Source organism: Streptomyces sp. NPDC048001 (assembly GCF_043203115.1).
GTDB lineage: Bacteria > Actinomycetota > Actinomycetes > Streptomycetales > Streptomycetaceae > Streptomyces > Streptomyces sanyensis.
Genome location: NZ_JBIDBN010000001.1, coordinates 535392 through 547822, shown reverse-complemented (window position 1 = coordinate 547822; position 12431 = coordinate 535392). Strand labels below are relative to the sequence as shown.

Genomic DNA, 12431 nt, shown 5'->3' with positions numbered 1-12431 from the left:
ATGCGCGCACGGGCCCCGCCACCGGCCGTCGGCGACGGCCGGGCTCCGGTGGTGGGGCGGGGCCGGGCGGGAGGACACTGTCCCCATGGGACGGGGCCCCGGTGACATCAGCACCCCCGCGCGCCTGGCCGATCCCGGGGAAGGCATCGGTCCGGACGAGCTGGCCCTCGCGGCACGCAACCACGCCATGCCCCCCGAGGCGCTGCGCTACGACGTCACCCCGCCCGGTCTGCACTACGTCCTGACCCACTACGACATCCCCGCCGCCGAGGAGGACGGGTGGGAGCTGGCGATCGGGGGCCGGGTGCGGCGGCCGCTCGTGCTCGGACCGGACGAGCTGCGGTCGCGTCCCGCGGTCACCCTCCGCGTCACCCTGGAGTGCGCGGGCAACGGGCGCGCGCTGCTCTCGCCGCGCCCGGTCAGCCAGCCCTGGCTGACCGGGGCCGTGGGGACGGCCGACTGGACCGGCGTCCCGCTGCGCGACCTGCTCCGCGAGGCCGGGGTGCTGCCCGGCGCGGTGGACGCCGTGTTCACCGGAGCGGACCACGGCGTGGAGCGCGGTGTGGAACAGGACTACGCGCGCGCCCTGCCGATCGGGACCGCCCTGGGCGAGGCGGACGAGGTGCTCGTCGCCTACGCGATGAACGGCGGCCCGCTGCCTCCCCAGCACGGCCGTCCGCTGCGGCTCGTGGTCCCCGGCTGGTACGGCATGGCGCACGTGAAGTGGCTGCGCTCCGTCACCGTCACCGACACACCGTTCGACGGCTTCCAGCAGGCCGTCGCCTACCGGCTGCGGCAGGGTGCCGACGAGGAGGGGGAGCCCGTCACCCGGATCGCACCGCGCGCCCTGCTGGTGCCGCCGGGCTTCCCCGACTTCATGTCCCGCACCCGTGTGGTGCGTCCGGGGCCGGTGCCGCTGGAGGGACGTGCCTGGTCCGGAGGGGGCCCGGTCGTCCGTGTCGAGGTGAGCGCGGACGGCGGGTGCAGCTGGCGGGACGCCGAGCTGGACCCGGAACCCGCGGACGGCAGCGGGCGCTGGGCCTGGCGCCGCTGGCGGTTCGACTGGACGGCGGAGCCCGGCCGCCATGTGCTCGGCGCACGGGCCACGGACGCGCGGGGCGCACGGCAGCCGGTCCGGCCGCCGTGGAACCGCGGGGGCTTCGCCAACAACGAGGTCCAGCGACTGCCCGTGCTCTGCGCGGCCGTGGACGACGGCCCCGCGGACGACGACGCCGCCACGGGCAGGGACGGCCCCGCGGCCGGCCGCTGAGGCGGCCGGCCCTCGGCCCGGCGCCCCGTCGTGCGCGCGCCCGCCGCGCTCGTCGCGTGCCCGGGTCGAGCCCGCGGGTCGCGGCCGGGTGCCGCCACCGGTGCCCGCCGGAGCGGGCACCGGGCGCCTCAGCCCGTCCGCGTCACCGGGGGCCGCCCGTCGACCAGTTCCACCGCCCCGCTCCCCGACGCCAGGGCGTCCAGCGCGTGCCGCACGCGGTCCCCGAGCTCGCCCGGCAGCAGGCCCGGCAGCTCCTCGGGCGCGGCCAGCCGCCAGGACAGCAGCTCCTCCTCCTGGATCCGGATCTCCGCGAAGCGCTCCTCCGGCAGGACACCGCCGTCGTACACATAGGCCACCAGCGGCGGACGCCTGGTGCCCGGCACCCAGTCCACCGCCAGCAGCGCGCCGGGCTCGACGTCCAGCCCGATCTCCTCGCGTGCCTCCCGGCGCGCGGCCTCCCGCGGGGTCTCGCCCCGGTCGGACTCCACCGTCCCGCCGGGCAGGGCCCAGCCCTCCCGGTAGTTGGGTTCGACCACCAGCACCCGGCCCGCCGCGTCGCGCAGCAGGACGGCCGCACCGGCGAGGATGCGCGGGAGCGAGGCGATGTAGGCGGCGTAGTCGGATTCCTCGGAGGTCGTCACCCGGTGCAGCCTAGGGGCTGCCGCCGCCCGCCCGCCCGGGGATTGCGGGAGGGGCCTCCCGGGCCGCCGCGCCCCCGCCGCAGGGGCCGCATCCGGGCTGGAGGAAACACCCGGTCAAGAGCCCCGGAGCTGTCGGAACGCGGGGTGGCAGGGGCCGAGGGCGTGCCGATAGGGTCGGGGCGGCGCGACTGCCTGTTCGAAAGCAAGGGATACAAGGTGACGGACGGAGCAGTTACTCAGCCTGCCCGGGTGCTCGTGGCGGCTGACAAGTTCAAGGGCTCGCTCACGGCCGTGGAGGTCGCCGAGCGGGTCGCCGCCGGCCTCCGGCGCGTCGTCCCCGGCCTCCCGGTCGACCGCCTGCCCGTCGCCGACGGCGGCGACGGCACGGTCGCCGCGGCCGTGGCCGCCGGCTTCGAACGCCGGGAGGTGAGGGTCACGGGGCCGCTCGGCACCCCCGTGACCGCGGCCTTCGCCCTGCGGGACGGCACCGCGGTCGTGGAGATGGCCGAGGCCTCCGGGCTGCAGCTGCTGCCCGACGGCGTCTTCGCCCCCCTCACGGCCACCACCTACGGTTCGGGCGAGCTGCTGCGCGCCGCGCTGGACGCCGGGGCGCGGACCCTGGTCCTCGGGGTGGGCGGCAGCGCCACCACCGACGGCGGTGCGGGGATGCTCGCCGCGCTCGGCGCGCGCTTCCTCGACGCCTCGGGCCGGGAGGTGCCCCCGGGCGGGGGCGGCCTGCGGGCACTCGCCACGGCCGACCTGTCGGGCCTGGACCCGCGGTTCGCCGAGGTGGACCTGGTCCTCGCGAGCGACGTGGACAACCCGCTCACCGGCCCCGAGGGCGCCGCGGCCGTCTACGGGCCCCAGAAGGGGGCCGGCGACCAGGACGTGGCCGTCCTCGACGCCGCCCTGGCGCACTACGCCTCGGTCCTCGGCCCGGAGCAGGCCCAGGCGCCGGGTGCGGGTGCGGCCGGGGGCATCGGCTACGGGGCGCTCGTCGCCCTGGGCGCGCGCTTCCGCCCCGGTATCGAGGTGATGCTGGACGTGCTGGGCTTCGCCCCGGCCCTGGAGCGGGCCACGCTGGTCGTGACGGGCGAGGGCTCCCTCGACCGGCAGACGCTGCACGGCAAGGCGCCCGCGGGTGTGGCGGCCGCGGCCCGGGCCCGGGGGGTGGAGGTGGTCGCGGTCTGCGGCCGCCTCGCGCTGCCCGCGGAGGAGCTGGGCCGGGCGGGCATCCGCCGCGCCTACCCGCTCTCCGAGCTGGAGCCCGACCCGGCGGTGTCCATGGCCCAGGCGGGGCCCCTGCTGGAGCGCGCGGCGGAGTCCGTCGCGCGGGACTTCCTGCTCTGAGAGCGGGCGCCCGGCCCCGGTCCGGGCGGAGCCCGGTGCAGACGTGCGAGGGCCCCGGAGGCATCGCCTCCGGGGCCCTCGCACATCCGCTCGCGCGGCCTGCCTACTGCACGGCGCGCGCCGCGCGTGCCTCGCGGTTCTCGCGCCGGTTGTCGCGGAAGGTGTTCACGCGACGGGCGGTGGCGAAGAGGGGGATCGTCGCCGCCATCACGATCTGGAGCGCGCACCCGGCCTGGAGCATGCCCTCCCCGCCGGGCGCGTCGAAGGCCCACGCCGCCAGCATCCCCATCGCGGAGACGATCCAGCCGAGCATCGCGACCGCCAGCACACCCCGGGGCTTGGGGTACTCGACCCGGCTCACCATCAGCCATGCCGTCCCGATGATGGCCAGCAGGGTCGGGATGAACGGCAGCTCCAGCAGCACGATGGAGACCACCGTCAGCGCCCCGAAGGGGCTCGGCATGCCCTGGAACATGCCGTCCTTCAGGGTCACGCAGGAGAATCTCGCAAGCCGCAGCACCACCGCCAGCAGCACCACGATCGCGGCGACCGCCGAGACCCGCTGGTGGGCGTCGTCGGCGACCATGCCGTAGACGAGCACGAAGTACGCCGGCGCCAGACCGAAGCTGATCAGGTCGGAGAGGTTGTCCAGCTCCGCGCCCATGGGCGAGGACCGCAGCTTGCGCGCGACCAGCCCGTCGCAGAGGTCGAAGATCGCCGCGAGCAGCATCAGGATCACGGCGGTGGCGGCGCTGTGGCGCGCCATCCCCGTCTCCTGGCTGCCCTGGAGGTGCGGGATGAGGATGCCGGTGGTGGTGAAGTACACCGCCATGAAGCCGCACGTGGCGTTGCCGAGCGTGAGGGTGTCCGCTATCGACAGCCGGAGACTGAGCGGCATCTCCTCCGCGTCGTCGTCCTCGTCGTCCGTCCAGGTCGACGCCTGGGTGTCCGGATCAATCACGGTCAATGCGAGTCACCCCCGCCGTGGTGACCTGACCGACCTCGACGTCCACCTCCACGCCCTCCGGCAGGTAGATGTCGACGCGGGAGCCGAAGCGGATCAGCCCGATGCGGTCGCCCTGCTCGACCTTGGTGCCCTGGGGGATGTACGGGACGATGCGCCGGGCCACCGCGCCGGCGATCTGCACCATCTCGATGTCGCCGAGTTCCGTGTCGAAGTGCCAGACGACGCGCTCGTTGTTCTCGCTCTCCTTGTTGAAGGCGGGAACGAAGCCGCCGGGCACGTGCTCGACCGAGGTCACGGTGCCGGCCAGCGGTGCCCGGTTGACGTGGACGTTGAGCGGGCTCATGAAGATCGCCACGCGGGTCCGCCCGTCCTTCCACGGCATGATGCTCTGCACCACGCCGTCGGCGGGGGAGATGACCCGGCCCTGGGCGATCTCGCGCTCCGGGTCGCGGAAGAACCAGAGCATGCCCGCCGCGAGCGCGGTGGTGGGCACGGCGAGGGCCGCGGCGCGGCGCGACCGCCGCGAGCGGGCCAGGCTGAGGGCAGCGGTGGCGACGGTCGGCAGAAGCCACGGCGATGCTCCGCGAGCGATCCGTACGCCGAGGAGGCTGTCGCGAGATGCAGAGGTTTGGCTGTGGGGCATGGATGACCTTCGTAGCGGATGATGCCGCGCTGGCAAACGGGGGACGGCGGCTTTCCCGCGATGTTATCGGTTACGACCCGCAACTGGGAAAGCCAGAAGCCGAGTCGACGGCCGGAAGATGATGACAGGGTGTGATCATCTTCCGGCCGGAACCGACTCAAAAGAGACAATCAGCCCTGCGACCGGTACTCCTCCAGCAGTCGGCGGCCAATGATCATTTTCTGGATCTCGGCGGTACCCTCGCCGATCAGCAGCATCGGAGCCTCGCGGTAGAGGCGCTCGATCTCGTACTCCTTGGAGAAGCCGTAGCCGCCGTGGATGCGGAAGGCGTCCTCGACGACTTCCTTGCAGTACTCGGAGGCGAGGTACTTCGCCATCCCTGCCTCCAGGTCGTTTCGTTCCCCGGAGTCCTTTTTGCGTGCCGCGTTCACCATCATGGCATGCGCGGCCTCGACCTTGGTAGCCATCTCGGCCAGCTTGAACTGAATCGCCTGGTGGGAGGCGATGGGCTTGCCGAAGGTGTGCCGCTGCTGGGCGTAGGAGACCCCCAGCTCGAAGGCACGCTGGGCGACACCGCAGCCACGCGCCGCGACGTTCACGCGGCCGACCTCGACCCCGTCCATCATCTGGTAGAACCCCCGGCCGGTGGTCCCGCCGAGGACCCGGTCGGCCGGAACGCGCAGGCCGTCCATGATGAGCTCGGTGGTGTCGACCCCCTTGTAGCCCATCTTCTCGATCTTGCCGGGGATGGTGAGCCCCGGGCGCACCTCGCCGAAACCGGGCTCCTTCTCCACCAGGAAGGTGGTCATGGACCGGTGCGGCGCGGTCCCCTCGGGGTGTCCTTCGTCACTCCGGCACAGAACGGCGACCAGGTTGGAGGTCCCGCCGTTCGTCAGCCACATCTTCTGGCCGTTGAGGACGTACTCGTCGCCGTCCCGCACGCCCTTGGAGGTGATCGCGGACACGTCGGAGCCGAGGCCCGGCTCCGACATCGAGAAGGCGCCGCGCACCTCGCCCAGCGCCATCCGCGGCAGGAAGGTGTCCTTCTGCTCCTGCGTGCCGTGCTGCTTGAGCATGTACGCCACGATGAAGTGGGTGTTGATGATGCCCGAGACGGACATCCAGCCGCGGGCGATCTCCTCCACGCACAGGGCGTAGGTGAGCAGGGACTCGCCCAGGCCGCCGTACTCCTCGGGGATCATCAGCCCGAACAGGCCGAGCTCCTTGAGCCCCTCGACGATCTGGGCCGGGTACTCGTCCTTGTGCTCCAGCCCGGTCGCGACCGGGATGATCTCCTTGTCGACGAAGTCCCGCACCGTGGCCAGGATCTCCTGCTGGACATCGGTCAGACCGTGGGTCTGGGCGAGTCGCGCCATGACTACTTCTCCGCCTTCTTCTGGGGCTCGTTCAGCTCCGGCCGTCCGGGCTGCTCGCCGCCGCGCTCCTTGATGTACGCCTCGGTGGGGACCATCACCTTGCGCCGGAAGACGCAGACCAGGGTGCCGTCCTGCTTGTAGCCCTTGGTCTCCACGTGGACGATCCCGCGGTCGCTCTTGGAGCGCGAGGGCGTCTTGCCGAGGACCGTGGTCTCGCCGTAGATCGTGTCCCCGTGGAAGGTGGGGGCCACGTGCCGCAGCGACTCGATCTCCAGGTTGGCGATGGCCTTGCCGGAGACGTCCGGCACGGACATGCCGAGCAGCAGCGAGTACACGTAGTTCCCGACGACGACGTTCCTGCCGAAGTCCGTCGTCTTCTCCGCGTAGTTGGTGTCCATGTGGAGCGGGTGGTGGTTCATGGTGAGGAGGCAGAAGAGGTGGTCGTCGTACTCGGTGACCGTCTTCCCGGGCCAGTGCTTGTAGACCGCCCCGACCTCGAACTCCTCGTAGGTGCGTCCGAACTGCATGCTCAGGCCTCCGGGATCTCGAACGTGCTGCTGCGCCGCATGCCCGCCGCGCGCCCCTTGCCCGCGATGACCAGCGCCATCTTGCGGCTCGCCTCGTCGATCATCTCGTCGCCGAGCATCGCCGAGCCCTTCTTGCCGCCCGCCTCGGACGTGTAGTAGTCGTACGCGTCCAGGATCAGCTCGGCGTGGTCGTAGTCCTCCTGCGAGGGGGAGAAGATCTCGTTGGAGGCCTCCACCTGCCCCGGGTGCAGCACCCACTTGCCGTCGAAGCCCAGGGCCGCGGCGCGCCGGGCCACCTCGCGGTAGCCCTCGGTGTTGCGGATCTGGAGGTAGGGGCCGTCGATCGCCTGGAGGTCGTTGGCGCGGGCCGCCATCAGGATCTTCATCAGGATGTAGTGGTAGGCGTCGGCCGGGTAGCCGGGCGGCTGCTCGCCGACGACCAGGGACTTCATGTTGATGGAGGCCATGAAGTCCGCCGGGCCGAAGATGATGGTCTCCACCCGGGGGGAGGCCTGGGCGATGGCGTTGACGTTGTTCAGGCCCTGGGCGTTCTCGATCTGGGCCTCGATGCCGATCCTGCCGACCTCGAAGCCCATGGTCTTCTCGATCTGCGTCAGCAGCAGGTCCAGCGCCACGATCTGCTGGGCGTCCTGCACCTTCGGCAGCATGATGCAGTCGAGGTTCTGGCCGGCGCCCTCGACGACGGTCACCACGTCCCGGTAGGTCCAGTGGGTGGTCCAATCGTTGACCCGCACCACGCGGGTCTTGCCGGTCCAGTCGCCCTCGTTGAGGAACTTCACGACGGTGTGCCGGGCGTCCGGCTTGGCGAGCGGCGCGCAGGCGTCCTCCAGGTCCAGGAAGACCTGGTCCGCGGGAAGGCCCTGGGCCTTCTCCAGGAAGCGCGGGTTCGAGCCGGGCACGGCCAGGCAGGAGCGGCGCGGACGCAGACGGTTGACCGGCGTACTCATGCGGGGACCTCCAGGGGGTCGAGCTTGTTCGCTTGGCGGATCTCGTCGACGATACGGCCGATGATCTCCGTGATGCCGAAGTCCTTCGGCGTGAAGACGGCGGCCACACCCGCCGCCCTGAGCTGGGCGGCGTCGGCGTTCGGGATGATGCCACCCACGATCACCGGGACCTCGCCGGCACCCGCCTCGCGGAGCCGGTCGAGCACGTCCGGCACCAGCTCCGCGTGGGAGCCGGAGAGGATCGACAGCCCGACGCAGTGCACGTCCTCCGCGAGGGCGGCGGAGACGATCTGCTCGGGGGTGAGCCGGATCCCCTGGTAGACCACCTCGAACCCGGCGTCGCGGGCGCGCACGGCGATCTGCTCGGCCCCGTTGGAGTGGCCGTCCAGGCCGGGCTTGCCCACCAGCAGCCGCAGCCGGCCGCAGCCCAGCTCCTCGGCCGTCCGGGCGACCTTCTCCCGGACGGCGGCCAGCGGGGTGCCGGCCTCCGCCGGGACGGCCACCGGGGCGCTGCTGACGCCCGTCGGCGCACGGAACTCGCCGAAGACGTCACGCAGCGCCCAGGCCCACTCGCCGGTGGTGACGCCCGCACGCGCACACTCGACGGTGGTCGCCATAAGGTTCTCGGTGCCCGCGGCGGCCTTCTTCAGGGCCGCCAGGGCCTCGGCGGCCCGCGCCTCGTCGCGCTCCGCCCGCCAGGCGTGCAGCTTGGCGACGACGCGTGCCTCGTTGGCCGGGTCCACCGTCATGATCGCCGTGTCCAGGTCCGCGGTGAGCGGGTTCTCCTCGGTGGTCTCGAAGATGTTGACGCCGACGATCTTCTCCTCGCCCGCCTCGATGCGGCCCCGCCGCTCGGCGTGCGAGGCGACCAGCTGCGACTTGAGGTAGCCGGACTCGACGGCCGCCATGGCGCCGCCCATCTCCTGGATCCGCTCGATCTCGGCCAGACTCTCGGCGACCAGCGCCTCCACCTTGGCCTCGATCACGTGCGAGCCCGCGAAGATGTCCTCGTACTCCAGCAGGTCGCTCTCGTGGGCCAGCACCTGCTGGATGCGCAGCGACCACTGCTGGTCCCACGGCCGGGGCAGGCCCAGCGCCTCGTTCCAGGCGGGCAGCTGCACGGCCCGGGCCCGGGCGTCCTTGGAGAGCGTCACGGCCAGCATCTCCAGCACGATCCGCTGGACGTTGTTCTCGGGCTGCGCCTCGGTCAGGCCGAGCGAGTTCACCTGCACGCCGTAGCGGAAGCGCCGCTGCCGGGCCTCGGTGATGCCGTAGCGCTCCCGGGTGACCTGGTCCCAGATGCGCCCGAAGGCGCGCATCTTGCACATCTCCTCGACGAAGCGGACGCCCGCGTTCACGAAGAACGAGATGCGGGCGACCACGTCGCCGAACCTCTCCGGCGGCACCTGCCCCGAATCGCGCACCGCGTCCAGCACCGCGATCGCGGTGGACATCGCGTAGGCGATCTCCTGGACGGGCGTGGCACCCGCCTCCTGCAGGTGGTAGCTGCAGATGTTGATGGGGTTCCACTTGGGGATGTGCGCCACCGTGTAGGTGATCATGTCGGTGGTCAGGCGCAGCGAAGGACCGGGCGGGAAGACGTGCGTCCCGCGCGACAGGTACTCCTTGACGATGTCGTTCTGCGTCGTCCCCTGGAGCCTGGCCGCGTCGGCGCCCTGCTCCTCGGCGACCACCTGGTACAGCGCCAGCAGCCACATGGCGGTGGCGTTGATGGTCATCGAGGTGTTCATCTGCTCCAGCGGGATGTCCTGGAACAGGCGCCGCATGTCGCCCAGGTGGGAGACCGGGACCCCGACCCGGCCGACCTCGCCGCGGGCGAGGACGTGGTCGGGGTCGTATCCGGTCTGGGTCGGCAGGTCGAAGGCGACCGACAGACCCGTCTGGCCCTTGGCGAGGTTGCGCCGGTACAGCTCGTTGGACGCCTCGGCCGTGGAGTGGCCGGCGTACGTCCGCATCAGCCAGGGCCGGTCCTTCTTGCGCTCGCTCATGCGCTGACCTCAGACATTCCTGAAGCGGTTGATGGCGTCGAGGTGCTTCTCGCGCAGCTCGGGGTCGCTCACGCCCAGGCCCTCCCCGGGGGCGAGCGCGAGGACGCCGACCTTGCCCTGGTGCAGGTTGCGGTGCACGTCGTACGCGGCCTGCCCGGTGTCCTCCAGGGAGTACACCTTGGACAGGGTGGGGTGGATCCTGCCCTTGGCGATCAGGCGGTTGGCCTCCCACGCCTCGCGGTAGTTGGCGAAGTGCGAGCCGATGATCCGCTTCAGCGACATCCACAGGTAGCGGTTGTCGTACTCGTGCATGTAGCCCGAGGTCGAGGCGCAGGTGGTGATGGTGCCGCCCTTGCGGGTGACGTAGACGGAGGCGCCGAAGGTCTCGCGGCCCGGGTGCTCGAAGACGATGTCGATGTCCTCGCCGCCGGTGAACTCGCGGATGCGCTTGCCGAAGCGCTTCCACTCCTTCGGGTCCTGGGTGCGCTCGTCCTTCCAGAACCGGTAGCCCTCGGCGTTGCGGTCGATGATCGCCTCGGCGCCCATGGCGCGGCAGATCTCCGCCTTCTGCGGACTGGAGACGACGCAGATCGGGTTGGCGCCGCCGGCGAGGGCGAACTGGGTGGCGTAGGAGCCGAGGCCGCCGGAGGCGCCCCAGATGAGGACGTTGTCGCCCTGCTTCATGCCGGCGCCGTTGCGGGAGACCAGCTGGCGGTAGGCGGTGGAGTTGACCAGGCCCGGGGCCGCCGCCTCCTCCCAGCTGAGGTGCTTCGGCTTGGGCATCAGCTGGTTCGACTTCACCAGCGCGATCTCGGCCAGGCCGCCGAAGTTGGTCTCGAAGCCCCAGATGCGCTGCTCGGGGTCGAGCATCGTGTCGTTGTGGCCGTCCGAGGACTCCAGCTCGACGGAGAGGCAGTGCGCGACGACCTCGTCCCCGGGGGTCCAGGCGTTGACGCCCGGGCCGGTGCGCAGCACGACGCCCGCGAGGTCGGAGCCGATGACGTGGTACGGCAGGTCGTGGCGCTTGGTGAGCTCGGAGAGCCGGCCGTAGCGCTCCAGGAAGGCGAAGGTGGACAGCGGCTCGAAGATCGAGGTCCACACGGAGTTGTAGTTGACCGAGGAGGCCATGACGGCGACCAGGGCCTCTCCGGGGCCGAGCTCGGGCAGGGGCACGTCGTCCAGGTGGAGGGACTTGCGCGGGTCCTTCTCGCGGGTCTCGAGGCCCGCGAACATCTCGGTCTCGTCCTTGTGCACGGTGATCGCGCGGTAGCTCTCGGGGAGCTTCAGTGCGGCGAAGTCGGCGGACGTGGTCTCCGGCGACTGGATCGCGTCCAGGATTTCCTTCACGGTGTTGCCTCCGGCGGGGAGCGTCCCGAAGGGACGCCGATGGGAACGTCGGGGTGGTGCTGCTGTGGAGGTGTGCCGTCGGTTCGGCTGAGGGTGCTGCTGGCGGCGCTGGTGTGCGCGTGAGGTGCCTGTGACGCAGGCGTCCGGGCGGGGCGGTCGGGAGGCCGCCGGGACAGCCGGCGTACGGGAGTTCCCGGGGCGCCGGCCGACCGGACTCCTTCAACGTATGGCACGCCGTGCCAGGCCGCAAGACACTCCGTGCCAGAAATCTCTCTCATCTGAAAAATCATCGCCACATATGAGCGATGATCGATCGAACGGGGGCGCACAACGGGCGATGGCCGCCCGAAACGGACGGCCATCGCCGGGGGAGTGCGCGGAGGGAGGCGGCGAACGGCGCCCCTCCGAGGGGGGTCAGGCCTCCTTGAGCGCCTGCTCGATCGTGCGCATGACCTCGCTCAGCGGGGCGTCGGTGCGGGCGAGGGCCACCAGCACCTCGCCCTCGGTGCGCACCGCCGCGGCGGCCTCGGCCCCGGGGAGCTGCGTCCCCGCCTTGCGCCCCGCGCCTATCCCGGAGCCGAAGGTGTCCCGCACGATGGCGAAGGCGTGGTCCAGCTGCGCCTCCACGTCGCCCTGGCCGCCGGCCCGCAGCCAGCGCCGCAGCACATGGTTGTGGGCGGTGACCACCGCGGAGGCGGCCACCTCGGCCAGCAGCGGGTCGTCGTTGCCGTCGTGATGGTCGCGCTCGTCGAAGTGGCCCAGCAGATAGCGGGTGAAGAGCCGCTCGTAGCGGGCCACCGAGGCGATCTCCCGCTCCCGCAGGGTGGGCACCTCGCGGGTCAGCCGGTAGCGCTCCACCGAGACCGCGGGGGAGGCCGCGTACATCCGCATGACCTCCTTGATGCCCCGGCACACCGTGTCCAGGGGATGCTCGTGGGGCGGGGCCGCGTTCAGCACGGCCTCGGCGCGGACCAGGGTGTCGTCGTGGTCCGGGAAGATCGCCTCCTCCTTGGAGCGGAAGTGGCGGAAGAAGGTCCTGCGCGCCACCCCCGCCGCCGCGGCGATCTCGTCGACGGTGGTCGCCTCGTACCCCTTGGTGGCGAAGAGCTCCATGGCCGCGGCGGCCAACTCGCGGCGCATCCGCAGGCGCTGGGCGGCGGCTTTCGAGCCCGCGGTGCCCTCCGCGGCCTCGGGCGGGGAACCGGCGCGTACGGTGCGTCGGGCGGGATCGGCTGGCAGCGGCATGACCTGAACGTACTGCATCGACGTGCCCGGACGCGCGTGCGGGTCGTGCTCCCCGTCCGCCGCCGGGGACGGGCCGCCCGGATCGAGC

11 protein-coding genes are annotated in these 12431 nt (G+C 71.9%); 2 read left to right on the top strand and 9 right to left on the bottom strand.

Annotated elements, in window-relative coordinates:
• Positions 1-85: 85 nt before the first annotated feature.
• On the top strand, positions 86-1270 hold the full coding sequence (locus ACGF15_RS02310) for a sulfite oxidase (RefSeq protein ID WP_345608956.1): 1185 nt from the start codon (positions 86-88) through the stop codon (positions 1268-1270).
• A gap of 128 nt (positions 1271-1398) precedes the next feature.
• Here the strand turns inward: ACGF15_RS02310 and ACGF15_RS02305 are convergent, their stop codons facing one another.
• Positions 1399-1911: an NUDIX hydrolase gene (locus ACGF15_RS02305; protein WP_345608954.1), complete on the bottom strand. Its 513-nt coding sequence runs from the start codon at positions 1909-1911 to the stop codon at positions 1399-1401.
• A 216-nt stretch (positions 1912-2127) separates the two neighbouring features.
• Between ACGF15_RS02305 and ACGF15_RS02300 the strand changes: the two genes are divergently transcribed.
• Entirely contained in the window at positions 2128-3261 is a 1134-nt protein-coding gene (locus ACGF15_RS02300; protein ID WP_392796612.1) for a glycerate kinase, read from the top strand.
• 103 nt (positions 3262-3364) lie between these two features.
• Here ACGF15_RS02300 and pssA read toward each other — a convergent pair whose 3' ends face one another.
• The 8 genes from pssA to ACGF15_RS02260 form a co-directional block, all read right to left on the bottom strand.
• Positions 3365-4222 carry a CDP-diacylglycerol--serine O-phosphatidyltransferase gene (pssA, locus tag ACGF15_RS02295; protein WP_256522175.1) on the bottom strand — a complete coding sequence of 286 codons (858 nt, stop codon included), beginning with the start codon at positions 4220-4222 and terminating at the stop codon, positions 3365-3367.
• Positions 4215-4871 (bottom strand): phosphatidylserine decarboxylase, encoded by a 657-nt coding sequence (locus tag ACGF15_RS02290; RefSeq protein WP_345608950.1) that lies wholly within the window; start codon positions 4869-4871, stop codon positions 4215-4217. Before ACGF15_RS02290 ends, pssA begins: the two co-directional genes overlap by 8 nt.
• 170 nt (positions 4872-5041) lie before the next feature.
• Positions 5042-6247, bottom strand: a complete 1206-nt coding sequence (locus ACGF15_RS02285; RefSeq protein ID WP_362614162.1) for an acyl-CoA dehydrogenase family protein — start codon at positions 6245-6247, stop codon at positions 5042-5044.
• A gap of 2 nt (positions 6248-6249) precedes the next feature.
• Positions 6250-6774 carry a MaoC family dehydratase gene (locus ACGF15_RS02280; RefSeq protein WP_392796611.1) on the bottom strand — a complete coding sequence of 175 codons (525 nt, stop codon included), beginning with the start codon at positions 6772-6774 and terminating at the stop codon, positions 6250-6252.
• 2 nt (positions 6775-6776) lie between these two features.
• Positions 6777-7742 (bottom strand): HpcH/HpaI aldolase/citrate lyase family protein, encoded by a 966-nt coding sequence (locus ACGF15_RS02275; protein WP_392796610.1) that lies wholly within the window; start codon positions 7740-7742, stop codon positions 6777-6779.
• Positions 7739-9751 carry a protein meaA gene (locus ACGF15_RS02270; RefSeq protein ID WP_392796609.1) on the bottom strand — a complete coding sequence of 671 codons (2013 nt, stop codon included), beginning with the start codon at positions 9749-9751 and terminating at the stop codon, positions 7739-7741. The genes ACGF15_RS02275 and ACGF15_RS02270 overlap by 4 nt, the downstream gene beginning before the upstream one ends.
• A 9-nt stretch (positions 9752-9760) precedes the next feature.
• Positions 9761-11098, bottom strand: a complete 1338-nt coding sequence (gene ccrA / locus ACGF15_RS02265) for a crotonyl-CoA carboxylase/reductase (RefSeq protein WP_362614153.1) — start codon at positions 11096-11098, stop codon at positions 9761-9763.
• Between the two features lie 414 nt (positions 11099-11512).
• Complete coding sequence (locus tag ACGF15_RS02260) at positions 11513-12361, bottom strand: TetR family transcriptional regulator (protein ID WP_362614166.1); 849 nt, start codon at positions 12359-12361, stop codon at positions 11513-11515.
• Between the last annotated feature and the right edge of the window lie 70 nt (positions 12362-12431).

Coding starts and splice junctions, on each gene's coding strand:
- ACGF15_RS02310 (WP_345608956.1), top strand. CDS start 86: ATGGGACGGGGCCCCGGTGACATCAGCACCCCCGCGCGCCTGGCCGAT.
- ACGF15_RS02275 (WP_392796610.1), bottom strand. CDS start 7,742: ATGAGTACGCCGGTCAACCGTCTGCGTCCGCGCCGCTCCTGCCTGGCC.
- ACGF15_RS02270 (WP_392796609.1), bottom strand. CDS start 9,751: ATGAGCGAGCGCAAGAAGGACCGGCCCTGGCTGATGCGGACGTACGCC.
- ACGF15_RS02280 (WP_392796611.1), bottom strand. CDS start 6,774: ATGCAGTTCGGACGCACCTACGAGGAGTTCGAGGTCGGGGCGGTCTAC.
- ACGF15_RS02290 (WP_345608950.1), bottom strand. CDS start 4,871: ATGCCCCACAGCCAAACCTCTGCATCTCGCGACAGCCTCCTCGGCGTA.
- ACGF15_RS02285 (WP_362614162.1), bottom strand. CDS start 6,247: ATGGCGCGACTCGCCCAGACCCACGGTCTGACCGATGTCCAGCAGGAG.
- ACGF15_RS02260 (WP_362614166.1), bottom strand. CDS start 12,361: ATGCAGTACGTTCAGGTCATGCCGCTGCCAGCCGATCCCGCCCGACGC.